Genomic DNA, 24,837 nt, shown 5'->3' with positions numbered 1-24,837 from the left:
GCGCGGCAGCAGCGTTGCCGGCACGCGCTGTCGGCCAGCCAGCAAGCGACGTCCGGGGTCTGACCCGGCGGGTCTGCCCCCGGCAGCAGGCATATTTCGTGCAGCGTTCGGTCTTCCTCACCTCACCAAGGAATCCCATGACTACCGCAACCTCCCCCGCCGTCGATACCGTCTGGTTCACGCGCTGCCCCGTACCCACGGCCACGGGCCTGGCCTATAAACTGGGCTGGCTGGACGAGGAATTCGCCCGCGACGGCATCGCCTTAAAGACGCTGCAGGAAGTGGGCGGCGAACTGGCGCGCCACCATTACGACCACGGCCTGTCCACGCTCGTGCGCGAAGGGGGCAACCTGCTGGCCCTGCCCGCGCGCGCCCAAGGGGCGCCCACGCGCCTGATCGGCCTGACCTGGATCGACGAGTGGCAAGCCATCCTCGTGCGACCCGGTTCCGGCATCACCACGCCCGCGCAGCTGCAGGGCAAGCGCCTGGCGCTGCCCGTGTTCCGCGCCGAGGACTTGCGCGAGAACCGGCGCGGCCGCAGCATCGCGCGCGGCATGAGCCTGGCCGGCTACAAGGGCGTGCTGGCGTCCGCCGGCTTGACGCTCGACGATGTGCAGCTGGTGGAAGTGGGGGCCGACGCGCCGGCGCAAGCCAACCTGGGCGCGGGACTGTGGCAAGGCATCGCGCCGCTGCTGCGCGGCGAAGTCGACGCCGTCTACGTGAAAGGCGCGGCGGCGGCCGAGGCGGCCCGCGCGGCGGGGCTGGAAGTGGGCATCGACATCGACGCCCTGCCCGACCGGCGCTTCCGCGTGAATAACGGCACGCCGCGGCCGATCACCGTGCATGAAACGATGCTGGAACAGCATTTCGATCTCGTCGTGCGCTTCTTGACGCAAACCCTGCGCGCCGCGCACTGGGCGCGCAGCCACAAAGAGGACGTGCTGGCCATCCTGCAAGGCGAGACACGGGCAGGCGCCGATGCCGTGGCCGAAGCCTACCGCGACGGTTTTCATTTGACGCTGGCGCCCGACCTGTCCGACGACAAGGTGGCGCTGTTCCGCCAGCAAAAGGATTTTCAGCTGCAGCACGGCTTCCTGGACCGCGACGTCGATATCGATCACTGGATCGACCGCCGCCCCCTGGAAGAAGCGCAGCGGCGGCTGGACGCGCTGCTGCGGCAAGCCGCGTAAAGAAACGGGGCCAGCGCATGCACAGGCGCTGGCCCCGGGGACTACGCCATCAAGGCAAACGCGCCCTAGGCAGCCAGGGCTTCGTGCGGTGCGGCGGCCGGTTGCGCCAGCCGCTGCAGCGAGCGGATGGTGGCCGCACATGCGGCGGCCAGCTCCGCGCCCTTGACCTTGAAATGCTGGAAGTAGAATTCCTGGTGCTCGTGGCCCGCGTGGAAGTGGTGCGGGGTCAGCACGGCCGACAGCACGGGCACGCCCGTCGCCAGCTGCACCTGCATCATGCCGGAGATGACGGCATCGGCCACGAAGTCATGGCGGTAGATGCCGCCGTCGACCACGAGGGCCGAGGCGGCAATCGCCGCGTACCGGCCGCTTTTGGCCAGCACCTGCGCGTGCAGGGGGATTTCAAAGGCGCCGGCGACGTCGATGACGTCAATATCGCTCTCGGCAAAGCCCAGGGCCGCCATGTCGGCGATGAAGGACAAGCGGCATTGCGCGACGATGTCGCGGTGCCAGCCCGCCTGGATGAAGGCGATGCGTTTGCCCGGTGTTGCGTGTGCTTGTGACATACAAAAGACTCCTGTTTTTAAAAATGACAAAAAACAGGGCATGGGATCGAAGGGGATATGACAGGCGCATGAAAGCCACGCCCGACTGCGCATACAGGCACGCGCACCCGCGCACCGACGGCAAGGCCGTCCATGCGCCGGGCGCATGCCGGCACCAATACAATGATGCATCCCGCTCTCTCTTTATCCGGACTATACCGTCGGCCCCGGGATCGCACCGGGTCTGCTGACCTTGCCGACATGGTCCGAAGACGGCGCCGGCAAGCGCTCGCGGGCGAGGCACGCATGCCATTACCGCCGGTGGGGAATCGCACCCCGCCCTGAGAACGTTGCATGGCCACCGCACTGGGTGCGGCCGCCACGCCCGGCGACTATAGCATATCGCCCCTGCCCCTGCCCTGCGCGATCAGAACTGGATCGTGTACGACGCGCCCACCGTGCGGCCCTGGCCGATGATCACCGTGTCGCCGTTGACGGCGCCCGGCACGAAGCTGGTGAGCGTATGGTTGCGGTAGACCTTGTCCGCCAGGTTGTTGGCGTATGCCGTGATGCGCTGCTTGCCGCCCGGGAGCACATACGACAGGCGCGCGTTGGCCAGCGCGAAGCCGCCCTGGTTCAGCAAGCCGCGCGCATCGCTTTGCGGGTCCACATAGTAGTACTGCTTCGACGTGTAGCGCACGTCGCCGCTGAAGACCAGCTGCGCGCCATTGCCCAGCGGGTAGCGGTAGTCGGCCGCCAGCAGGGCCGTCACGTGGGGCGAGCGCACGAATTCGTTGCCGGATCGGTCGCCGCCATTGTTCTGGATGGCGAAGTCGTCGAACTCCGTGCGCAGCAGGCCCAGATTGGCGTTGATGTGCAGGTTGTCCGTCGGCTGCGCCTCGATCTCGAATTCCGCGCCGTTCACGTGGGCCTTGCGCACGTTCTGCAGGTAATTCACGCTTTGCGTGGGGTCGCCGTTGTACACACCCGTGATATTGACCTGCACGTTCTTGTAATCGTAGTGAAAAACGTTGGCGTTGAAATTGAGGCGTCCGTCCAGCCATTCGGACTTGATGCCCGCCTCGAACGAGTTCAGGGTTTCCGGCCTGACCGTGTTCAACGCCCGTACGTCCGTGGCGCTCGTGTTGTAGCCGCCCGACTTGATGCCGTGCGCGTATTTCAGGTAGCCACGCAGGGTGCGGCTGAAGCGGTACTCGGGCGTCACGTCGTACGTCAGCGCATTCCACGTGGTGGACGGATTCGACGTGAAATTGTTGTTGACGACCGAGGCGGCCGCGTAATTGCCGCCCTTGACCGTGTTCCACCAGTTGGCCGCATCGCCGAACGTCACCGTGTTCGACGCGGCCTGCACGCGCTGCAAGTCCAGGTCCTTGGTTTCCGTGGTCCAGCGCAGGCCGAAGGTGGACAGCAGTTGCTCGCTGAAGTTGACGGTCGTGCTGCCGAAGATGGCCGCGCTGCGCGCCTTGTGCCGGTAGACGGTGCGGTTGTAGCCGACGGGCTGCGTGCTGCCCGCCAGCGCCGGCGCCGTGCCGTTGGGCAGGCGCGCGCCGGCCGCATCGGCATCGATCTTTTCATTGAAGTAGAACAGGCCCGCCACCCAGCTCACCGTGCCGTTCTGCGGCGACGTCAGGCGCAGCTCCTGCGACACTTGCCGGCTGCTGGCCTTGGCGCGGCTGCGGCCCACTTCCAGCGGCGTGTTGTCGCTGTCGCCCGTGGCCTCGTTCCTGAAATTTTCATAGCCGGTGATGGAGGTGAGGGTCAGCTCGCCCAGCGCATATTCCAGGTTCAGCTGGGCGCCGCCCTGCTGCACGTCGCTGTCGGCCGGCGCGTTCGTGCTCACGTCGTCGGGATTGGTGCTGGGGACGTAGCCGTTGCGGTACACGCCATTGGCGCCATAGCTGGCCACCGTGGTGGTGGCGCCCTTGGTCGTGTAGTCGCGGTAATGCAGGTTCAGGTTTGCCGTCAGGTCGCGCCCGATCAGGGCCTTGATCTGGCCGCGGATGGCGCTGTCCTTGAGTTTTCCATCGCGCTCGCCCGTAAACTGGTTGTGGAAGCGGCCTTTGTCCTGCTGCTCCGTGTGAAAGGACAGCCGCCCCGCCAGCACCTCGTCGACCAGCGCGCCGCCGATGGCGCCTTCGGCCAGCTTGGTGTCGTAGCTGCCGTAGTCCAGCTTGGCGTAGCCGCTGGATTTGAACGAGGGCTTGCGCGAGATCACGTTGATGGCGCCGCCCGTCGTGTTCTTGCCCCACAAGGTGCCTTGCGGGCCGCGCAGCACCTCCACCCGGTCCAGGTCGAACAGGGGGAAGCCCGTGGCGCTGGAATTGCTGATGTAGACGTCGTCGAGGTAAAAACCGACGGGGTTCGGAAAATCCACCTGCTGCTGGCCCGCGCCCACGCCGCGTATCCACCAGCGCGGGCGGCCGTGCTGCAGCGTGCCGGCCGAAGCGTTCGGCACGTAGTTGAGGATTTCGCTGGCCGAGCGGCCGATGCCCGTGTCGAGCAGCTCCTTGCCACCTAACACCGTGATCGCGCTCGGCACCTTCTGTGCCGATTCCTCGCGCTTTTGCGCCGTCACCGTCACCGATTGCAGCGCGGCGCCTTCGCCGACGCCATTCGCGTCGGCGAAGGCCATGACATCGGCCGCTGGCGTTTCCGCATGGGCCAGACCTGGGGCGAGCATCAGGCCGCCGATGGCGAAGGCCGAGCGCAGCGCGCGGCGCAGCGGCGTCAAATGAAAGGGGAAAGAGGAAACGGCGGCGGGGGCAGTCGAACGGCGCATGGGTGATTATCCTTGATGAAAGTCAAAACGCGAGATGGTGATGACCTGTATTGCAAGGGGCATGCCCGCTGCCTCAGCGCAGCAAAATGGTAGGTAAGTGATTGATTTCAAAGGAAGACTATCATCATGATAGCGCTGTTGATTTGGCAGCAGCGGCGCCGCCGCATGCTGCCTGCGCGACAGCACGCGATGGCGCTGCTGTCGCGGCAACAGGGAGAATCAGGCCGCGCGCAAGAGTGCGGACGTGTGTCCGCGCACGAGCGGCAGCACTTCCTCGCCCACCCTGTACGCTTCTTCCAGGTGCGGCGTGCTGGCCAGGATAAAGGCGTCGGCGCCCAGCTGCACCAGTTCGTCCAGGCGTTCGGCCACCTGCTGGTAGCTGCCGACGATGCCCTGCGTCTGCCCGCCGCGCAGCAGATTGAAGCCAGACCAGATGTTCGGCGCCGTGATCAGGTCCTTGTAGCTGTTCAGGGTCGTCGGGCGGTTGCCCCGCTGGCGCGCCGCGCCCACGGAATCGCCGCCGTCGGCGCCGAGAAACTGGCGCAGGGTGGCGGCATCGACGGCTTCAAAACCCTTGCGCACCTCGTCCCACGCCTCTTCTTCCGTGGCGCGGGCCACGATGTCGACGCGCACGGCGCACTTGATCTTGCGGCCCAAGAGCGCCGTCTTTTCATGCACGCGGGCGAATTTCTCGCGCAGCTGCTCGAACGGTTCCAGCCACGTCAGGTAGTAATCGGCGTGCTTCGAGGCGGAACCCAAGGCGGCGTCGGACGAGCCGGAAAAGTAAATTTCGGGGAAATCCTGCTCCGACAGCGGCGTGGCCAGGCCCGCATCCTCCACCTGGTAGAACTTGCCCTGGTAGGAAAACGGTCCGCCGCGCCACACGCCGCGCACCACGTCGAGAAATTCGGTCGTGCGCGTGTAGCGGTCGTCGTGGCCGGCCGCATCGCCCCACCACAGCTGCGCCGTGCCGCCGCCGCCCGTGATGACGTTGTACAGGGCGCGGCCGCCCGTGGCCCGCTGCAGGCTGGCCGTCATGCGCGCGGCCACCACGGGATTCAGGAAGCCGGGCTGGAACGGGATCATGAAGCGGAAGGTGCGCGTCTCGCGCGCCAGCAGCGCGGAAATGGCCCACGGCTCGTCCGTCATGGGAAACGACGGTATCAGGCCGCCCTGGAAACCCGATAGCTCGGCCGCGCGGGCGATCTCCGCCAGGTAGTCGATATACGTAAAACCGTCGGCACCTCCGCCACCGAGGCCGGCCTGGCGCAGGTTGTCATTGCCGGGAAACCAGTCGCCGCGAAACGGCGTGCGGGCGCGGTGCGAACTCGGTTCGCCATGCGTGGGGATGCGCCAGAAAAAATCGATTGCCATCAAGGTACTCCTTCAAATAGTGTGGATTCAGGCCGCCTGCAGCTGCGCGGTCAACGCTGCCCGCACGTGAGGCAGCACGTGTTCGCCGATGCGGTAGGCTTCCTCGAAATGCGGGATGGCCGCCAGCACGAAGCTCGAGACACCCGCCTGCGCGTAGGCTTGCAGCGCGGCGCTGACCTGGTCGTAGCTGCCGACCAGGGCGCCGTGGGCGCCCGTCTGCGCTTGCGCAAAGCCGGGCCAGTACGCGGCCGCGCCGCCATCGGACGGCAGCTCGTCTGGCAGCCCCGCCCCGCTGCGGTAGCGGCGCGCATCGCGCAAGGCTTCGTCGAAGGTTTCGCGGGCCAGCACGTCGATGCGCAGGCCTGCCGCCACGGCGCGGCCCAGCTGGCGCGCCTGCACGGCCAGGCTGGCGATGGCAGGCCGCAAGTCCGTCACGGGCGCCGCGTCGAACACGTGCACGTCGGCCTGGCGCGCCGACAGGGCCAGCGCTTCGGCGCTATCGCCCGTCAGATAGATACCGCTGATTGGATGGTGCGCCAGCGGCCCCCTGAAGCCGCCGTCCTGCACCTCGAAGAACTTGCCCTTGAAGCTGAACGGCGAGGTGCTTTGCACGCCGCGCGCCACCGTGATGAATTCATCGATGCGCGGCAAGATGTCCGTCTCCGGCGCCGCATCGCCTTGGCGCCGGCGCGCTGCCGCATCGCCGCCATGGCCGATTTGCCAGGCGAAGCGCCCGCCCGTGAAGCGCTGAAAGCTGACGGCGTTCTTCGCCGCGTACACGGCCGAACCCCAGGCCGCATCGAATTCGGCGATCAGCTTCAGGTGGCGCGTGCTGCGGGCCAGGTAGCCCGCGACGATCCAGCTTTCATCGCCCTGCGTATCGTGGCGCACCTGGATGCCGTCGAAGCCGGAAAGATCGGCTGCGCGGGCGATCTGGTGCAGGTAGTCGAAATAATTGAATGGCGGACGCGCGCCGCGCGGGTCGCTCACGCCCGCCTGCAAGGGGCTGGGCGCGCCGGCGGCCCGTTCGCCCCGGCGCGTGATGCCGGGCGCCGCGTAGCGGCCATCGCCGCCGGTGGGCAATTGCCAGATGAATTCGATGGTCATGCATGGACTCCTGTCGTGGGTCGAAGAAAGGGCCGTACGCGCAGCGCGCAGCGGCCTGTCCTTCCCTCCTCGCAGAAAGCATGCCATGCGCTCGATACCCATCGACGCCCGAAGCTGCTGCTTGCGCAGCAATCGGCTGCGTCCATCGCAGCAATGTGCTGCGCCCGCAGCAGGCATGAAAAAAGCCGGAGCCGCAGCGCTGCGGGTCCGGCTTCAGGCGAGTAGTCGTGTGACTAGTCGATGGCGCCCGCCTTTTTCAGGAATGTGCGCAGGATGTTGCGGCTCAGGTTCAGGTGTTTCGCCGTACGTACCTGGTTGCGCTCATTGCGCTCCCACGCGGCGCGCACCAGTTCCTGCTGCATCGCTTCGAATGCCACGGTCTCTCCCGAGTCGAGCAAGGCTTGCCAGGCGCGGGCGAAGCGCTCGGCGGCCAGCAGGTCTTCCTGCCCGGCCGCGCCATGGGCCGCATAGGCGATGTCGGCGCCGCCGGCCCACGCGTCCGGCACGGGCACCGGGGCGGATGCAGGCGCCGGTGCGCGGTGCCAGCCCGACAAGCTCAGGTCTTCGGCGCGCACGACGCCGCTGCGGCAAACGAGCAGCGCGCGGTGAATGACGTTTTCCAGTTCGCGGATATTGCCCGGCCATGGATAGCCGAGCAAGGCCTCCTGCGCATCGAGGCCCAGTTCCACCTCGCCCAGGTGCAGGCGCTGCGCATAGATGGCCATGAAGTGGCGCGTCAGCGGCATGATGTCGCCCGGGCGTTCGCGCAGGGGGCGCAGCGGCAGGCCGATCACCTGCAGACGGTAATACAGGTCTTCGCGGAAGCGCCCGGCCCGCACGGCTTCGGCCAGGTCGACATTGGTGGCGGCGATCAGGCGCACGTCGATGGGAATGGCGCGCCGCGCACCCAGGCGCACCACTTCGCGTTCCTGCAGCACGCGCAGCAGTTTGACCTGCATCGCCAGCGGCAAGTCGCCGATTTCATCGAGGAACAGGGTGCCGCCGCTGGCCGTCTCGAACCAGCCGGGCTTGCCCTGCTGCGCGCCCGTAAACGCGCCTTTTTCATAGCCAAACAGTTCGCTCTCGACGAGGGTTTCGGAAAAGGCGCCGCAGTTGACCGCCACAAAGGTCTGTTCGGCGCGTCCGCTCAAGCCGTGCACGTGGCGCGCGATCAGTTCTTTTCCCGTCCCCGTCTCGCCCGTGATCAGCACCGTCGCCTCGCTGGGGGCGATGCGTTCGATCAGCTCGTGCAGCTGGCGCGAACGGGGGTCGGCAAAGACAAAGGCCGTGGCGCGCACCAGCAAGCTCATTTGCTGCGGGTCGCGGAAGGCGACCAGCGCCTCGCTGTCGCCGTCATCGCCGGCGCCACGGGCAAGGTGGGCGCTGCGCGCGAAATCGCTGCTGAAGTTGTGGGCTAAGAGTTCCATGGAGCGACTATACCGCGCGCCATCGCCGGGCGGGAACGAATGGTGCCGCGCTAGCTTATCCGGATTTTGCATATGCGGAGCGCTGGCGCGGGCTGCGTGACCAACGTTTGATTAAGCCTGGTCCGGATCGAAATGCTTGCGCAAGCCTTGCCAGCATTCGAAATAGTCGTTTTGCAGCAGGCCGCCGTCCAGCGCGAACGGCGTGGGCTTGAGGATGGTGCGCGTCTCGAACATGAAGGCCATGGTGTCGGCCACCTTCGCGGGCGCGGACGTGTCGCTGTGCGATGCCTTGTCGAAGGTCTGCGCATCGGGGCCGTGGCCGGACATGCAGTTGTGCAGGCTGGCGCCGCCCGGCACGAAGCCGGCCGCCTTGGCGTCGTATACGCCGTGGATCAGTCCCATGAATTCGCTGGCCACGTTGCGGTGGAACCAGGGCGGCCGGAACGTGTGTTCGGCGGCCAGCCAGCGGGGCGGGAAGATGGCGAAGTCGATGGCGCCGAACAGCGGATTTTCGCTCGGGGCCTGCAGCACGAGGAAGATCGACGGGTCCGGATGGTCGTAGCTGATCGAGCCGATGACATTGAAGCGGCGCAAATCGTATTTGTAGGGCGCGTAATTGCCATGCCAGGCCACCACGTCCAGCGGTGAATGGTCGAGGGTTGTGCGCCACAGATGGCCGCCGAACTTGGCCACCAGTTCGCATTCGCCGTCGATGTCTTCATAGGCCGCGTGCGGCGTGAGGAAATCGCGGCTGTTGGCCAGGCCGTTCGAGCCGATGGGCCCCATGTCCGGCAAACGGAAAGCCGTGCCGAAGTTTTCGCACACATAGCCGCGCGCCTTGCCGTCCGGCAGGGTCACGCGGAAGCGCACGCCGCGGGGGATGACGGCGATTTCCTGCGGTTCCAGTTCGAGCAGCCCCAGTTCCGTGGCAATCGCCAGCCGCCCTTCCTGCGGCACGACCAGCAATTCGCCGTCGGCCGAATAAAAGAAGCGCTGCATGGAACGGTTGGCCGCGTACACGTGGATGGCGCAGCCGCTCATCGCTTCGGCGCTGCCATTGCCGGCCATGGTCTGCCAGCCGTCGATGAAGTCCGTCGGCTGGCTGGCGTCGGGCAGCGGCAGCGGGTCCCAGCGCAGCTGGTTGGGCGGCGTGGGGGGCATGACGTGAAAGTCGCTGACGATGCGCGTGTTTTCAGCCAGGGTAAACGGCGGGTGCTGGCTGGCGGGACGGATGCGGTACAGCCACGAGCGCCGGTTCTGCGCGCGCGGCGCCGTGAAGGCCGTGCCCGACAATTGTTCCGCGTACAGGCCCATGGGCGCCTGCTGCGGCGAATTCTGCCCCTGCGGCAAGGCGCCGGGCACGGCTTCCGTGGCAAACTCGTTGCCGAAGCCGCTTTGGTAGCCGGCGCCTATCATGCGCTCTCCGCCAGGCCGTCGGCCGCGTCGCGCAGCAAGCCGTGCACCACGTCGGCCTTGCCGATGGCGCCCATGGCCAGCAGGGCGAAGCGGGCGAGGAACAGGGGCGAACGCTGTTCGCCCAGGCCGCCCATGGTGTGGCACAGCTCGGTATATAGATTATCGAGTTCGATGTCGGTCATGTTGTCTCCTTGTTACTTTGATTGGACGATGCCGGCCGCCGCCAGCGCTGCCGCCACCTGCCCCACCCTCACCTCTCGCCAGCGCCCCAGCACGTGCCCATCCGGGCGCACGAGGTAAAAACTGCCGGGCTGCGCGTCGAACAGCGAGCATACCTGCGCCGTGTGGTCCCAGGCGCACCCTTGCTCGCCGCTGCGGGCGATCGCCACGGTCGTCAGCGGCAAGCTGTCGCCCAGCGCCAGCAGTTCCACAGGCACAGCGCCATCGGCGCTGAAATACAGGCCCGTAAAATGGCCATCGGCGCGTTTCAGCAAATCGGTAATATACCGCGCTTGCTGCGCGCCGTCTTGCGTCAGCGCGAGCGGGCATTCGGGCAAGACCGTACCCGGCGCGGGACCGGCCGCAAAAGCATCGACCTCCCGTGCGTTCAGCGCCGACTGCGCATACGCGATGGCGCTGGTCTGGCGCGGGTTGATCAGCGAGCGCACGTGCGCGTGCTTGCCCGCCAGGCCCAGCACGGCCGTGCGCATCAGTTCGAAAGCAAACGTGGGCGGCGCCATGAATTCCGTGCTTTTCGTGCCGTGACGCAGGTTTTCGCGGGCGGCGTACACCCGTTCGTCCGAATAGCTGTCGAGCAAGCTATCGGGCGCCTGCCCCTTGACCACGTACGCGAGCTTCCAGGCCAGGTTGTCCGCGTCGTCGATGCCCGAGTTCGCACCGCGCACGCCGAAGATGGGCACCAGATGGGCCGCGTCGCCCGCGAACAGCACGTGGCCATGCCGGTATTTCTCCAGGGTCAAGGCATTGGCTTTATAGATGGTGATCCACACGGGGTGCCATGGCGCCGTTTCCCCCATCATGGCCAGCAGGCTGTCCACGCGGGGCGCCACGTTTTCCAGCAGCACGGCCGCCTGCGCATCCTCGTCGTCGCGCAACTGGTAATCGATGCGCCAGATATCGTCGGGCTGCTTGTGCACCAGCACGGTCGAGCCGGGATTCGACGGCGGGTCGAAATACGCGAGGCGCTCCGTCGGGCGCTCGCTCTTCAGGTGGATGTCGACGATCACATAGCGGCCTTCATAGCTGGTGCCCTGCAATTTGAGGCCCAGCGCCTCGCGCACGACGCTGCGCCCGCCGTCGGCCGCCACCAGCCAGTCCGTGTCGATTTTATAGGTTTCATCGCGCGTAGCCACGGTGACGCTGGCGCCATCGGCGCGCTGCTCCACGCCGGTGACCCGCGTTTGCCAGCGGATATCGATCAACTCGGGCTGGCGTTCGGCCGCATCGAGCAGGAATTGCTCGATATGGTACTGCGCCAGGTTGACCATCGGCGGCAGCTTCTGGTTCGCGTCTTGCGGCATGGTGAAGTGCAGCACCTCCTCGTCGCGGTAAAAGCTGCGTCCGCCCGCCCACGGCAAGCCTTTGCTGATAAAACCGTCGAGCGCACCGAGGCGTTCGATGATTTCCAGGCTGCGCCGCGAAATGCAGATGGCGCGGCTGCCCGTGCACACGCCGTCGTCCGCTTCGATCAGCACCGAGCGTACGCCGTGGCGGGCCAGGCCCAGGGCCGTGGCCAGGCCCACGGGGCCGCCGCCGACGATCAGGACGGGGACATGCTGCGTGGCGGCGCCGGCCGGCTTGCCGGGCGGATACACCTTCGGCACATGGGGGTAAGGGTGAAACGTGTCGCGCATGATGGTCTCCTCTCAAGAATGTGTTTTGCCGCCGCGTGCGATGGGCAGCGTGAGCACGATGGCCGCGCCCGCCACCAGCAGCACGCTCGCATACAGCAAGCCCGTGGCAAAGCTGTGCGTAAAGTCCTTCAGCCAGCCCACGACGACGGGGTTCAGGGCCGAGCCGATATTGCCCGTGGCATTGATGACGGCGATGCCGATGGCGCGCGCGCCCAGGCTCAGGGCCCGGTCCGGCGTGGTCCAGAAGACGGACATGGCCGTATAGGCGCCCGTCGACGCCATGCAAACGCCCAGCAGCTGCACGACGGGATTGCTTGCATAGGCCGTGAACAGCCAGCCGGCGGCCGACAGCAGCATGGGCCAGACGATATGCCAGCGGCGTTCCTGCAAGCGGTCCGAGCGGCGGCCCCAGACGATCATGCCGATCACGGTGCACACTTGCGGTATCGCCGCCAGCAAGCCGATCTGCGTGTTACTGGCATTGCTATTGAAACTCTTCACGATCAGCGGCGTCCACACGGCCACCATCGCCAGGGTATTGACCAGGCAGAAATAGGCGATGCCGAATTTCAGCACGGTGGGCGAGCACATTTCCGCCAGTACCGAGACTTTTTCCCGGGGCGCATCAGGCTGATGCTCGGCCGCCAGCATGCGCGCCAGCATCTGCTGTTCCAGCTTGCCCAGCCAGTTCGCCTTGTTGGGCGAGTCGTCGAGATAACCGTAGACGGCCAGGCCCAGCAGCACGGAAGGCATGCCTTCGAGCAAGAACAGCCATTGCCATCCCTTCAAGCCCCAGTGGCCATCGAGGCCCAGGATCAGGCCCGACAAGGCCGAACCGATGGCGGCCGTGACGGGCATGGCGATCATGAACAGGGCATTGGCCCGCGCACGGTAGGCGCTGGGAAACCAGTACGTGAGGTACAGCAGCATGCCGGGCAGAAAGCCCGCCTCCGTCACGCCCACTAAGAAGCGCAGCGCATACAGGCTGGCCGGGCCGCTGGCGAACAGGGTCGCCGTCGAGGCCAGGCCCCAGGCGATCATCATACTGCCGATCCACTTGCGCGCGCCGATGCGCGCCAGCACGATGTTGCTGGGAATGCTGCACCCGATGTAGGCGATGTAAAACAGGGTGGTGGCAAAGCCGAACTGGGTGCCGGACAAGCCCAGGTCTTGCATCATGGTCAGGCCGGCAAAGCCGATGTTGATGCGGTCCAGAAAGGAAAACACGAACAGCAGGAACAGAAAACCCAGCAGATGGCGCGATACCTTGCGCATCACTTGCTGTTCCAGCTGATTGGCGGCCGCGTCGGGGACGGGCGCATGGGTGGCGGGGGTGGCCCCTTGGGCGATGGTCATGCTGGTCTCCATAAGGTGTCGCTCTCCCCTTGTTGTTGTTCTGGGGTGAGAGCGGCCGGATGCTCCGGCGTGCGACACAGTATGCAGACCACTACGACCATGGCTGTCCCCATTTTGGGGACAGACGCCGGCCGGAAGGAGTAGAAAACACACGCAAAAACGGCGGCGCTCCCGGAAAGGACGCCGCCGCCAGGCTTGCCCGCCGTCAGCGGACGGGTTTAGCCGCGTTTCTTGATGGGCACGTTTTTGACCTTCTGCTGGTCATAGCTGAAGGACCCGTGACCGCTCCAGTTGTTGTCGGTGACAAAGGTGGCTTCGAATTTGGCCAGGTAGCTGCCTATGGCCGGTGGCGGCACGGAGACGACATATTCGCCGTTCAGGCTAAAGACGCGTGTGGCGTCGCCCAGGCCCAGGCCGTGCACGGGGCCGCTGACGGGACGGATCACCACGCGGCCATGCGGCGGCGTGACCGATTGCGTGATCAGGGCTTCGCCGCTGACGGTGCCATCGTCAGGGTTGTAAAACAGGGCCAGATTCAGGATGGGCGCGCCGGGCAGGCCGAGATTGCCTGCGATCAGATAGACGTGTTCTACGGCATTCAATTCAGATGAGGACACAATGGACTCCTTCGGGAATGATACCTGAGCCATGAAAAGCGGAGATCGCGCGCGGCGACAGGCACTGGCTGATCAGCCTTGCCGATAACCGTCATGCTGAGGCGCATCGACACTCTGCAACCAGCATAGTTCCTATTTTCATGGCAATATGCTCACATTGTTGCCTTGAATTTCGGCAATTTTATGCTGTGCCCCATGTGGCGCATTTGCTATCACTCAAGAAGCTTGCGGCCCTAGACATAGCGCAAACAATTGACGCTGGCTGGCAATGCCCAGGCGTTTATAGGCGCGCTTCAGGTAGGTGATCACGCTCGATGGCTGCACGCCCATGGTCTCGGCAATTTCCGCAGCCGTCAGTCCCTCAAGCACCCCGCGCAGCACGTCCAGTTCGCGCTTGCTCAAGGCGGGACAATGCTGGCGCAGCCTTGCCAGCATCATGGGCGCAACGCCTTGCGCGGGCTGGCCGTTCAGGCGGTAGTGGTGTTTGACGGCATGGGCAAACAGCGGCGACAGGGTTTCGATGGCGGCAATTTCGCCGGGCTGGAACTGGCCCTGGCTGCTGTCGCGGTAAAAATTGACGGACAGCCAGATATCGCCGGCCGGCTGCACCAGCAGCGACAGGCGGTCCGACACGTTCGGTTTCAGGTAGCACGTGGCGCGGTAGCCGGGATGGTCGATCTCGTCGCTCGCTTGCTGGTGCAGCACGATGGCGGGATCGATTTTCCGCCCGGGCGCGGGCGCGATCACGCGCTGGTTGCCATCGAGCGCATAGTAATGGCGGGCATAGCTGTCGGCAATATCCTGCAAAAACCGCCCGCCGCGCCGGTCGGCCACCGCCACCGTGCGGGGCCGGTTGCCGAATTCATAAGCAAAGATCGTGCACTGGGCGATGGGCGCGGCCGTGCTGACCGTTTTCAGGATGGCCCCGGCGACGGCGTTCACGTCGGCATGGCCGATGGCAGCCATCAGCTCCAGGGTACGCCCGAAGTCCAGCTGCCCTTCCGCCTGCCGTCGCTCGACGCGCCAGTAACGCATGCCTGCTCCCCTCCGCCTCTGCGCTTACTGCGCGCGCTGCGGCAAGACCCAGTCCGGCCGGATGTAATGGCAGGTGTAGCCGTGCGGCAAGCGCTGCAGATAATCCTGGTGCTCGGGTTCCGCTTCCCAGAACGGGCCGGCCGGCGCCACTTCCGTCACCACCTTGCCGGGCCACAGGCCGGAGGCGTCGACGTCGCGTATCGTGTCTTCGGCCACCCGTTTTTGCTCATCGCTGGTGTAAAAGATGGCCGAGCGGTAGCTGGTGCCGCGGTCGTTGCCCTGGCGGTTTTCCGTGCTGGGATCGTGGATCTGAAAGAAGAATTCCAGGATCTTGCGGTAGCTGATGGTGTTCGGATCGAAGATGATCTCGATCGCTTCCGCATGCGTGCCGTGGTTGCGGTAGGTGGCGTTGGCGACGTCGCCACCGCTGTAGCCCACGCGCGTGGCGATCACGCCCGGATAACGGCGCAGCAAGTCTTGCACGCCCCAGAAGCAGCCGCCCGCCAGGATTGCGGTTTCCTTGTCTTGTGCCATGGTGTCTTTCCCGTTGTAGTCAGAAGCAGCTATCTTACCCTGTCGCGCGACTTTCTTCAGCGGGCCAGCAAGCGCTTGAGCTGCGCCGCCTGATAGGCGCCGATGGCGTCGTTGAACAGGCAGCGGATCAAGGGATCGTCGACGATGTCGGCCTCCGCCAGTGCGGCCCGCGCCCCGGCATCGAACGGGCCATCGTTGATGCGCATGTACATCGAGGTCAGCGATTCACCGAGCACCAGCGCGCCATGGCATTTCACCAAGGGTACCTCGGTGGTCCACCCGGGCGCCTCGCCGGTGTCGGGCACGAGGTCGATCAAGTCGCCATGCGTGCGGTAATGCAGGATGGTGGCCGCGCCGTCATGGCCGTACAGGGCCAGCCGCCACAGGCGCGGTTGCTGGAAGTAGCTGTCCTCGGGCAGCTCCATGTCGCGGTAGCGTTCAAGTAAACCGTTCTGGCAAAAATCGAGCGCCAGCGCCGTGTCGGCGTCGCTCAAGGGCGCGAAACGGCGGGCGATGTCCGCCGTGGCGGGCGCAAGCGCCTCGGGACGGTAGTCGAAATCGACGTCCTGCGGGCCCACGGGCATGACCCAGGGCAGCGGCGCGGCCGGCGTCATGCCGTGCGCGTCGAGCAGCACGGCCGTCGACGGGTCGAGGCGGAAGATGTGCGCGTCCGGCAGCGCGGCGCCCATTTCATCGGTGAACCGGCGGTAGGTGATCGGGAACATCGCGTGGTTGTACCAAGACCAGTCCTCCTGCACAAACTGGCAGGAACTGGGCACGAGGTAACGGGGCGCCAGCGCGCGCAGCTGCGGCACCCAGTCGTCGGGAAGCTCGACCGGGCCAGGCTGCGCCTGCGACGGCGCGATGACGGCGAGCTCGCGCATGGTCTGGAATGGCCACAAGACCATGTCCCAGGGCGCGAACGCGGCCAGCTGCTCGAGCGTCTCCGGACCGATCCACGAGTCGACGACGTTGAGCACATTGAGGCCATCGGCGCGCACCTGGAACAGCGAATCGACGTCGTCGTCTAGCGCCCGGCGCGGGATCACCTCGATGCTGCCCACGCGCACGGGCACGTCCACCTGCAGCTTCTCCACCTGCGTGAAACCGAGCGCGCGCAGCATCGCGAACAGTTCCTCGAAGACGCAGTACAGGTAGATGGGCGTGGCGCGATCCAGCACGTCAAGGCTGTCGAGCGAGCAGTGGTCGTCGTGGAAATGCGAGATGAAGACGGCATCCCAGCGCAGCCGGCGCACGGCGTCGAGGTCGAAGCGCACGGACGGAAACGCGTGGCAGTTGCGGCTGAAGGGGTTTTCGACGATGGGGTCGAAGGCGATGGCCGTGCCTTCGCATTCGAAGACATAGCCGGCGTGCAGGATGCGGGAGATTTTCAGGGGCATGGGAAGCTAAATAAACCCAACGGCAAATTCCGGGGTCAGACCCGCCGGGTCTGACCCCAGCTCTTGCTTTGGGGGTGAAAACAAGCACTAACTTGATGGGAAATGTTTAATACGGATTATTCAGCACATCCATCGCGAAGTAAGTAAAAATCATGTCCGCACCCGCGCGCTTGATGGCGCCCAAGGTTTCCTGCACCACGCGGCGCTCGTCGATGGCGCCCGCCTGCGCGGCGAACTTGATCATCGCGTACTCGCCGCTGACCTGGTAGGCGCCGATCGGCAAACGCGTCACTTCGCGCAGGTCGCGGATGATGTCCAGGTAGGCACCGGCCGGCTTCACCATCAGCGCGTCGGCGCCTTCGGCTTCGTCGATCAGGGACTCGCGCACCGCTTCGCGGCGGTTCATCGGGTCCATCTGGTAGGTCTTGCGGTCGCCCTTCAGGGTGCTGCCTGCCGCGTCGCGGAACGGGCCGTACAGGCCGGAGGCGAACTTGGTCGAATACGCCATCACGGGCGTGTCGTGGAAGCCTGCCGCGTCCAGCGCGCTGCGGATGGCCGCCACCTGGCCATCCATGGCGGCCGACGGGGCGATGATGTCGGCGCCCGCCTGCGCCGCGATGACGGCCTGTTTGCCCAGGTTCAGCACCGTGCTGTCGTTGTCGACCGTGTCGCCATGCAGGATGCCGCAATGGCCGTGGTCCGTGTATTCGCAGAAGCAGGTGTCGGACATGACCACCATTTCCGGCACGGCGTCCTTGATGATGCGCGACATGCGCGCCACCAGGCCGTCCGGGTTCAGGGTGTCGGTGCCGTGGCTGTCCTTGTGGTGCGAAATGCCGAAGGTCATGACGGAGCGCAGGCCGGCGCGCGCATAGCGCTCGATTTCCTGCGCCAGCTTCGCTTCGGGAATGCGGCGCACGCCGGGCATGGACTTGATGTCGATGAAATCGCTGGAACCTTCGTCGACGAAGATCGGCAGGACCAGGTCGCGCGGATTGATCTCGGTTTCGCGGAACAGCTCGCGCAGTTGCGGGGTCGCGCGCAGGCGGCGCATGCGCGAAGTGGGGAATTGTGCTGGCATGGGGTGACTGGCTTCAGGTTAACAACGCCGATCAGTATACGCCGATCGCGCCGCTTGCGCCGGGCCGCCCGGCAAAAAAGCCGCGCAGGTCAAGAAACACCGCCCTGCGACCTCACTGCGCGTGCAGCAGGGCCGCCACTTGCCAGCGCATGTCCGCCGCCAGCTGCACCAGCATGGCGCCGCGGCGGCGCGCGTCCGCCCGTTTTTTCGACGGCACCTGCTCCAGGTCCGGCATCCGGCACGGGCCGCATGGCAGGCGGTAATTGCCGTCGCCGGCAGGCAGCGCATGCAGTTCGCGCCACGCCAGGTCGTAGTCGCAGGAGATATGGCGGCGCCGGCGCCAGTTCAGGGCGATGCGGTTGGCGTTGCTGACCAGGTCAAGATGGGCGCAGCCGAAAAAATCGCCCAGGTCGCGCAAGGCGGCCACCATCAGGTTTTTCGGCCGGCAGCCGTGCAGCGCCCGCGTGGCCTCTTTCACCGCCTGCGCGCCGGCGGACGAGCGCAAGCCCTGCAAGGCGCCCAGCTGGATGACGGCGCCGCCGGGCTGGGGACGGAACAGGAAACTGGCCAGGTACAGCGGCACGCCGTCGCGCGTCAGGCGCAGGCACAGCTCCCCTTCGCGGTGGCTGTCGTGGATGGCCGTCAGCTGCAGGCGGTAGGTGGCGCCATCCTTGCCCTCGATGGCGGCCAGCACCAGCGCGCGGCGCGCCGCGTACTCCACCAGCGGCCGCGCGCCCGCCTGCCACAGGAAGCGGTAATGCCCGCACAGCAGGTCCACCCTCGCCGCGCAGCCGAGCTGGCGGCTGGCGTAGGGCCGATAAATCTTGTAGCGCAGGCTGGGGTGGGCGTGCGCCAGCGCCGCCAGACCAGGCGTGCCGGCGACAAAGGCTTGCCAGCGCGCGCGCTGCAGGGGAAAGACAACGGCGCCCAGCGCGGCCTTGATACGGTGGCCATGCTGGCGCGCCGCTGGCACAGCGGCCAGTTCTCCGGTGATGGTAAAAGTATGCATGCGAACGGCTCTACGACGGGTCTGTACGAACGGGGCGCGGCCGCAGCCGCACGCAGGCCGGGACAGGCGGCTGCACGCAGGCACCCGCGCGACACCGGATAGTGCGGATGATAGGGGGAGGTGAAAATGAAGGGGGTTACAAGTTGGTAATGTGCCGCTTGCGAACCTGAGCGCCTACGGCGCCGCGGCAGCCCCCATGCGCTGAGCCGGTTTTCCGTACCGGGCCACAAGCCAGCGCCGCGCCGGTTTTTCCAGACGGTGATAGCTAAGGCTGCTCAGGGCGATCAGCACCGCTGTGAACAATGCGGCGCGGATGGCAGTCGGCGCCAGGCCGGTGCCAGGCACCAGGCGCAGCAGGGGATTGACAAGAATCAGGCCCAGGGGGACATGCAATAAATAGACGGCATAAGAAATGTCACCGAGAAAGGCGGATATTTTGCCTTCCAGTACAGCTGGGCGGATGGCGGCCAGCAGCCACAGCAGCGCGGGGAACAGGGCCATGACCACGAAGGCAAGCAGCATCAGTTCGACGCTGCGCCCCTTGAGGCCAAAGACCAGCAAAATGACCAGGGACAGCGCCGCAAAATAGGCGAGTATCCAGGCTTGCTTACGGCAATAGAACAACAGCAAGCCACCCGAAAAACCCAGCATGCCGCGCAGCAGCCCCTCAGTCACATCCGCAGGCGTATAACCGCGCAAGAAACGCTCGACCAAGTAGGCCATACCCCAGCACAGCAGCACCGACCCAAGATGCAAGGCGAATTTCCAGCGCCCGGTGTTCATTCCGAAACGCACGACAAAATACCAGGCGAGATTGACGGCCACTTCAACGAAAATGCTCCAGGCGGGGCGATTCAATGGAAAGTTTTCAGGGTCATCTAGCATGCAGGGCAACATGATGCTATTTGGGACGATGCACACCAAGGTAGCGGCAGTCGGCGTGCCGAACAGGTATTTGACCAAGGCAAATGAGAATCCCAATGCCAGCGCCACGCCATACAGGGGATACAGGCGCGCAAAACGCTGCAATGCAAATTGCCGGAATGCCATTCCCTGGGCTATGCGTTCCTCGTAGCTATAGGCCATGACCCAGCCCGAGAGCATGAAAAACAGGTCGACCGCCAGGTAGGCATGCGGAATATGGAAACCGAAAATGATCGGCAGGTGATACACCATAACCATCAGGGCGGCGATGCCTCGTATACCGTCCAGCGACACGACGCGGCCGCCTGCCATCACGCCATCTGGCGCTGCATTTCCCATTTCCCCCCCTACGAATGAAAGACGCCAGCATGCTGCCTCGCCAGGCAGCATGCTGGGCGGAAGATTCCGTCGGCAAAATTGCCTGACGCAAGACTATTCCATGGGCATGCAAAAAAAGCAATTAATATCTTTTTAAATATATAAAATTATAATCTTTGTTAAACATTGGATATGTCCCCGCTTGGCCATGCCGGTGAGCATGGCTGCTGTTGCATGTTGGACAGCGCAACCACTGCCGGGCCATGCATACGATCAATACAACGGCCCTGCGCAGCAAGGCGATGAAGGTTTCCCCGCTGGGCTGGCTGCATGGGCGGCTCCCGTCTGTCTGCTATAGAACGTCAGACAGCCGGGGCAGATAAAAATTCCTGCACTCCCCCGACTTAGCGAGGACAGAGCCAAAATCTTTCGAGTCGAAGACCGTTTAACGGACAGGAAAAGGCAGCTGTTGCCTGTCGTCTTTGCGGAAGCGGCGCATCAGCCAGCGGCGGGCCGGCATTTCCAGGCAACGGAAGCTGGCCGTGCTCAGCGCGATCAACAGGCCGCTGAAGATCAGGGATTTGAGCACGATGCTGGAAATCCCGGGTCCCGGCAACATCAAACGCAGTGGTTTTTGCAACAAGATTGCCAAAGGCAAATGCAGCAGATAAACGGCATAAGAAATATCGCCAAGATAAGCGCAGAAACCGTTTTCCAGTATCGCCGGGCGCCACCACGCTGCCAGCCACACCAGCACGGGCAGCAAGCCCATGACGACAAAAACCAGTGGCGTGACGCCGCCACTGTCGCCGCGCAAATTGAAAGCAAGGAGCAGGGCGATCGTCAATAGCGCAAAATAGACGAGTATCCACGGCTGCCGACGGAAACTGAAGAGCAAAATGCCTCCCGAAAATCCCAACAGTCCCCGGTACAAACCCTCATGCAAGTCATTCGGATTGAAACCGCCCATGTAGCGGTGGCTGTAGATAGCTGTTCCCCATAGCAAGATCGTAAAACACAGGTGCAGGGAGAATTTCCAGCGCAAGGTGGACAAGCCCAGCCACACCGCAAAAAACCACAGGATATTGACCGCCACCTCCACAAAGATCGACCAGGCCGGCCCATTCAGGGGAAACGCCGTGCCGATGGGATTTATACAGGGCAATAAAAGGGCATTTGGCACGAGACAGGCCAGATTGGCCGACGGCGTGCCGAACCGCATCTTGACCAGCATGACGAAAAAACCAAACAAAGTCGCGCACAGATAGAGCGGATACAGGCGCGCCAGACGGTTCAAGGCAAAGGTCTTGAACGGCAAGCCGTTGCCGATACGCTCTTCATAGCTGTGGGCCATGACCCAGCCCGAGAGGATAAAGAAAAATTCCACGGCAAGATACGCATACTGCATCTTAAAACCGTAGATATAAGGCAGGTGATACACCACCACCACGAGGGAGGCGATCCCGCGCATGGCATCGAGGGAAATAATACGCCCGTCATCCTGACGCTGGACACTTGCATCAATCATTTCAATTTCGCTTGATTATCGTTTACCGAACTGTATGGGTAGAACAGCAACGCGCTGCCTGAAGACAATGATCAATACCGGCAAGGTTTGGCCTGCCCTGGCACTGCTTTTCTGTCAAATGAAATAACATTTTTACATCACCAACATCATAACATGATGCAATATTAAAATGCAAAATATACAATTCCATGAATTGGTACCACAGGAATAGTCGCACGTCGCGGGGCCAGCGCAAGCCGGCGCGCTCAGTTGACCAGGCGTAGCCTCAGCCGCAAGCCCGGCGCCGCATCTTTGATCTCCAGGCTGCCCCCATGCAGGGCCGCGATGGCGGCCACGATGGACAGGCCCAGGCCATTGCCGGGCAAATGGCGGCTCTTGTCGAGGCGGTAGAAGCGCTGCGTCAGCTTCGGCAGCTCTTCCGCTGGGACGCCGGGCCCGTTGTCGCGCACGGCCAGCCAGCTGCCCTGCTCATCGCTGCCGGCCGACACTTCCACCGTGGCGCCCGGCCCCGCGTACTTGATGGCGTTGTCGACCAGGCTGGCCAGCGCGCTGCCCAGCAGGTTGCGGTCGCCGCGCGCCGGCACGCCCTCGCCATACATCTGCACCAGCAACACGCCCTGCTCGTCGGCCGTCGCTTCATACATTTCCACGATGTCGGCGCCGATCTGGTGCAGGTCGATGTCGTCGAAATTCTCGGGGCGCATGCCCGATTCGGCCGCCGCGATCTGCAGCAGCTTGTCGAACACGCGCGTCAGGTCGTCGATGTCGTCGATGGCCGCCTGCGCCGCGCTCTCGTAGCCGGCCACGTCCTGCTGCTGGCGCAAGGCGCCGTCGAGCTTGTTGCGGATGCGCGCCAGCGGCGTGCGCAAGTCGTGCGCAATGGCGTTCGACACGTGGCGCACGCCTTCCATCAGGTGTTCGATGCGGTCGAGCATGCGGTTGATGTCGCGGCTCAGCAAGCCGAATTCATCCTCGCTGGCGACGGGAATGCGCCGGCTCAGGTCGCCCGCCTCGATCTCGCCCGCCGTGCGGCGGATCTGGCCGATGCGCGCCTCGAGCTGGCGGCGGAACAGCCAGGCGCCCGCCGCCACCAGCACGATGGCCACGCCGCCGCCATAGGCCAGCGAGCGCAGCACCAGGGTGCGGATCGACTTGCCCTCTTCCATGTCGCGCCCGACGAACAGGCGCGCGCCGCCCGCCAGATCGCGGATCAGCATGCGCGCGGGCACCCGGCGCCCTTCGCGCGTGACGTCGCGGTGCAGCAGGCGGCCCACGGGGCTGCCCAGGTCGGGCCAGGACGACAGATTGCCCGCCACGCGGCGGCCATCGGCGTCCACCAGCAAAAAGATCTCCGTGTCGCTGTCGGTGCGGTCGGTCAGCAAATGGGCGATTTCCGCCGTCGTGCGGCTGCTGCCGCCCTGTTCGTACAGCGCGGCGAGGCGCTCCGAGAGCAGGGTCAGCTTGCGGTCCACGCTGCGATCGAGCACGCCGATGGTGCCGAAATAGAACACGGCGCACACGATGCTGATCGACATGACCACCAGCACGCCATAGCCGAGCGCCAGCCGGGCCGCGATCGAGCGGTGCAGCTTACGCACCGTCGAGCACGCCCAGGGTGTAGCCGACGCCGCGCACCGTGTGGATCAGCGGCGGCGAAAATTCCTTGTCCACCTTGGTGCGCAAGCGGCTCACCTGCACGTCGATGACGTTGGTCTGCGGGTCGAAATGGTAGTCCCACACGGCTTCGAGCAGCATGGCGCGCGTGACGGACTGGCCCTGGTGGCGCATCAGGTATTCGAGCAGGCGAAATTCGCGCGGCTGCAGGGCGATTTGCCGGTTGGCGCGCGTCACGCGCATGGTGCGCATGTCGAGCACCAGGTCGGCCACCTGCAGCTGCGTCGCTTCGGGCACGGGCGCGGCGCGCCGCAGCAGCGCCTCGATGCGGGCCAGCAGTTCGGCGATGGCGAACGGCTTCGACAAATAATCGTCGCCGCCGCTGCGCAGGCCGCGCACGCGCTCGTCGACGCTGGACAGGGCCGACAGTACCAGCACGGGCGTGTTGCGGCCCATGCCGCGCAGGCGCGCGACGATGGCCAGGCCGTCGATTTCGCCGGGCAGCAGGCGGTCGAGCACCAGCGCATCCCAGTCTTCGCCGCAGGCCAGGCGCATGCCGTCGATGCCATTGTCGCAGGCGGTCACGTCGTGGCCCGCCTCGCGCAGGCCGGCACAGATATAGCGGGAAGTTTCGGCTTCGTCTTCGATGACCAGGCAGCGCACGGGAGTTCCTTGTAAAAAATCGGGACAGCAAACATGCGCAGCATACGCCAGGCGCGCGCCGCTTGCCAGTCCCGCCGCGTGCGGCGCGCGATGACAGGGTCGGGTACAATACAGCCTCGACAATGTTTGGCCGCGCCCGCGCGCGCATGTTTTATCGGCGCCTCCCGGCTTGCCGCGGCCAGCATAGCCACCACTGCCACTAACGAACATCAGGCGCGCCTGGCGCGCGCCACAGACCAATACAGCCATGAAATCGACCTCTTCTCTCGCACTGGCGCTGGCCATGGCCATCACTTGCGGCGGCGCCGCCGCAGCAGACACCAAACAAAGCATGCTGTTCGATGAAATCCCCATCGGCAGCTGGAGCACGTCCGCCGAACTGGGCGCCATCACCACCTCGGGCAACACGGTCGGCACCTCCGTCACGGGCAAGATCGACGCGCGCCAGGAACTCGATGACTGGAGCAACCAATACATCTTCAGCGGCTACTTCAAGGAAGACGAAACGACGAACGACGAAGGACAAAAGATCCGCGAGCGCTCGGCCGAGCGCTTTTCCGCCTCCGCCAAGGCCGCCTACAAGCTGATGGCCGATCATGAAAAGCTGTTCGTGCTGGCCTCGCACGTGAACGACAAGTTCGGCGCCTACACCAAGTACTCGACCCTGGCCGTCGGTCACGGCTCGCGCTGGTACCAGTCCAGCGACAAGAGCGTCGACGTGGAATTCGGTCCCGGCTATTTCAGCGGCACCAATGACGCGGGCGAATCGGAACACGGCCTGACGGTGCGCGGCGCGGCCGCCATGAAGTGGAAGATCAGCCAGTCAGCCATGTTTACGCAGACGGTCAGCGTGGAACGGGGCACTTCGAACACCCACTCGATCGCCGAAACGGCCCTCAGCACGAAAATCAACGGCACCATGCAGATGAAGGCGGCCTTCAGCGCCCGCAACGACACGCGCGTACCGGACGACAAGAAGAACACAGATACGCAAACCTCGCTGACCCTGGTCTACTCGTTCTGAG

Annotated in this window: 21 protein-coding genes and 1 riboswitch; of the genes, 2 read left to right on the top strand and 19 right to left on the bottom strand. The window is 64.9% G+C overall.

All coding sequences use genetic code 11. The features are described 5' to 3' along the window. Positions 1 to 137: 137 nt before the first annotated feature. Positions 138 to 1,190, top strand: a complete 1,053-nt coding sequence (locus ACQ4W4_RS08725) for an ABC transporter substrate-binding protein (protein ID WP_436541629.1) — start codon at positions 138 to 140, stop codon at positions 1,188 to 1,190. 65 nt (positions 1,191 to 1,255) lie between these two features. On the opposite strand, the gene ACQ4W4_RS08720 is transcribed toward ACQ4W4_RS08725, so the two are convergent. The 19 genes from ACQ4W4_RS08720 to ACQ4W4_RS08630 all read right to left on the bottom strand — a co-directional run bounded on the left by ACQ4W4_RS08720 (position 1,256) and on the right by ACQ4W4_RS08630 (position 23,812). Further along, complete coding sequence (locus tag ACQ4W4_RS08720) at positions 1,256 to 1,756, bottom strand: 6,7-dimethyl-8-ribityllumazine synthase (protein WP_436541628.1); 501 nt, start codon at positions 1,754 to 1,756, stop codon at positions 1,256 to 1,258. Positions 1,757 to 1,926: 170 nt separating this feature from the next. Further along, a riboswitch (FMN riboswitch) is annotated at positions 1,927 to 2,088 on the bottom strand. Between the two features lie 74 nt (positions 2,089 to 2,162). Further along, on the bottom strand, positions 2,163 to 4,535 hold the full coding sequence (locus ACQ4W4_RS08715; protein ID WP_436541627.1) for a TonB-dependent receptor: 2,373 nt from the start codon (positions 4,533 to 4,535) through the stop codon (positions 2,163 to 2,165). Between the two features lie 219 nt (positions 4,536 to 4,754). Further along, positions 4,755 to 5,909 carry an LLM class flavin-dependent oxidoreductase gene (locus tag ACQ4W4_RS08710; protein WP_436541626.1) on the bottom strand — a complete coding sequence of 385 codons (1,155 nt, stop codon included), beginning with the start codon at positions 5,907 to 5,909 and terminating at the stop codon, positions 4,755 to 4,757. Positions 5,910 to 5,936: 27 nt separating this feature from the next. Further along, the gene (locus ACQ4W4_RS08705; protein WP_436541625.1) at positions 5,937 to 7,016 is read right to left on the bottom strand and encodes an LLM class flavin-dependent oxidoreductase; all 1,080 of its coding nucleotides are present in this window, start codon (positions 7,014 to 7,016) and stop codon (positions 5,937 to 5,939) included. Between the two features lie 233 nt (positions 7,017 to 7,249). Beyond that, on the bottom strand, positions 7,250 to 8,443 hold the full coding sequence (locus ACQ4W4_RS08700; RefSeq protein ID WP_436541624.1) for a sigma-54 interaction domain-containing protein: 1,194 nt from the start codon (positions 8,441 to 8,443) through the stop codon (positions 7,250 to 7,252). 111 nt (positions 8,444 to 8,554) lie between these two features. Continuing rightward, entirely contained in the window at positions 8,555 to 9,859 is a 1,305-nt protein-coding gene (hmgA, locus tag ACQ4W4_RS08695) for a homogentisate 1,2-dioxygenase (RefSeq protein WP_436541623.1), read from the bottom strand. Then, positions 9,856 to 10,041 carry a hypothetical protein gene (locus tag ACQ4W4_RS08690; RefSeq protein ID WP_436541622.1) on the bottom strand — a complete coding sequence of 62 codons (186 nt, stop codon included), beginning with the start codon at positions 10,039 to 10,041 and terminating at the stop codon, positions 9,856 to 9,858. Before ACQ4W4_RS08690 ends, hmgA begins: the two co-directional genes overlap by 4 nt. 12 nt (positions 10,042 to 10,053) lie before the next feature. Then, positions 10,054 to 11,733, bottom strand: a complete 1,680-nt coding sequence (locus tag ACQ4W4_RS08685; RefSeq protein WP_436541621.1) for an FAD-dependent oxidoreductase — start codon at positions 11,731 to 11,733, stop codon at positions 10,054 to 10,056. A gap of 12 nt (positions 11,734 to 11,745) precedes the next feature. Beyond that, entirely contained in the window at positions 11,746 to 13,089 is a 1,344-nt protein-coding gene (locus tag ACQ4W4_RS08680; protein ID WP_436541620.1) for an MFS transporter, read from the bottom strand. 218 nt (positions 13,090 to 13,307) lie between these two features. After that, positions 13,308 to 13,706, bottom strand: coding sequence for a DUF1842 domain-containing protein (locus ACQ4W4_RS08675; RefSeq protein ID WP_436541619.1), 399 nt, complete (start codon positions 13,704 to 13,706; stop codon positions 13,308 to 13,310). Between the two features lie 216 nt (positions 13,707 to 13,922). Then, complete coding sequence (locus tag ACQ4W4_RS08670; RefSeq protein ID WP_436541618.1) at positions 13,923 to 14,741, bottom strand: helix-turn-helix domain-containing protein; 819 nt, start codon at positions 14,739 to 14,741, stop codon at positions 13,923 to 13,925. Positions 14,742 to 14,765: 24 nt separating this feature from the next. After that, positions 14,766 to 15,275 (bottom strand): peptide-methionine (S)-S-oxide reductase MsrA, encoded by a 510-nt coding sequence (msrA, locus tag ACQ4W4_RS08665; RefSeq protein WP_436541617.1) that lies wholly within the window; start codon positions 15,273 to 15,275, stop codon positions 14,766 to 14,768. A gap of 56 nt (positions 15,276 to 15,331) precedes the next feature. Continuing rightward, positions 15,332 to 16,675, bottom strand: a complete 1,344-nt coding sequence (locus ACQ4W4_RS08660; protein ID WP_436541616.1) for an MBL fold metallo-hydrolase — start codon at positions 16,673 to 16,675, stop codon at positions 15,332 to 15,334. A 106-nt stretch (positions 16,676 to 16,781) separates the two neighbouring features. After that, positions 16,782 to 17,756, bottom strand: a complete 975-nt coding sequence (gene hemB / locus ACQ4W4_RS08655) for a porphobilinogen synthase (RefSeq protein WP_070218449.1) — start codon at positions 17,754 to 17,756, stop codon at positions 16,782 to 16,784. 112 nt (positions 17,757 to 17,868) lie between these two features. Next, positions 17,869 to 18,765, bottom strand: a complete 897-nt coding sequence (locus ACQ4W4_RS08650) for a VirK/YbjX family protein (protein ID WP_436541615.1) — start codon at positions 18,763 to 18,765, stop codon at positions 17,869 to 17,871. A 174-nt stretch (positions 18,766 to 18,939) separates the two neighbouring features. Continuing rightward, positions 18,940 to 20,028 carry an acyltransferase family protein gene (locus ACQ4W4_RS08645; protein WP_436541614.1) on the bottom strand — a complete coding sequence of 363 codons (1,089 nt, stop codon included), beginning with the start codon at positions 20,026 to 20,028 and terminating at the stop codon, positions 18,940 to 18,942. 424 nt (positions 20,029 to 20,452) lie between these two features. Further along, complete coding sequence (locus ACQ4W4_RS08640) at positions 20,453 to 21,535, bottom strand: acyltransferase family protein (protein WP_436541613.1); 1,083 nt, start codon at positions 21,533 to 21,535, stop codon at positions 20,453 to 20,455. Between the two features lie 245 nt (positions 21,536 to 21,780). Further along, positions 21,781 to 23,133 (bottom strand): sensor histidine kinase, encoded by a 1,353-nt coding sequence (locus ACQ4W4_RS08635; protein ID WP_436541612.1) that lies wholly within the window; start codon positions 23,131 to 23,133, stop codon positions 21,781 to 21,783. After that, on the bottom strand, positions 23,126 to 23,812 hold the full coding sequence (locus ACQ4W4_RS08630; protein WP_152253375.1) for a winged helix-turn-helix domain-containing protein: 687 nt from the start codon (positions 23,810 to 23,812) through the stop codon (positions 23,126 to 23,128). Before ACQ4W4_RS08630 ends, ACQ4W4_RS08635 begins: the two co-directional genes overlap by 8 nt. A 247-nt stretch (positions 23,813 to 24,059) precedes the next feature. Here ACQ4W4_RS08630 and ACQ4W4_RS08625 point away from each other — a divergent pair, with 247 nt between their 5' ends. After that, the gene (locus tag ACQ4W4_RS08625) at positions 24,060 to 24,836 is read left to right on the top strand and encodes a DUF481 domain-containing protein (protein ID WP_436541611.1); all 777 of its coding nucleotides are present in this window, start codon (positions 24,060 to 24,062) and stop codon (positions 24,834 to 24,836) included. Position 24,837: the final 1 nt, after the last annotated feature.

It is taken from the genome of Janthinobacterium glycogeni (assembly GCF_051380725.1).
In the GTDB taxonomy this organism is placed as follows: Bacteria; Pseudomonadota; Gammaproteobacteria; order Burkholderiales; family Burkholderiaceae_D; genus Janthinobacterium.
Note: the sequence above shows the minus strand (reverse complement) of the source record. Positions and strands in the feature narration are given on the sequence as shown.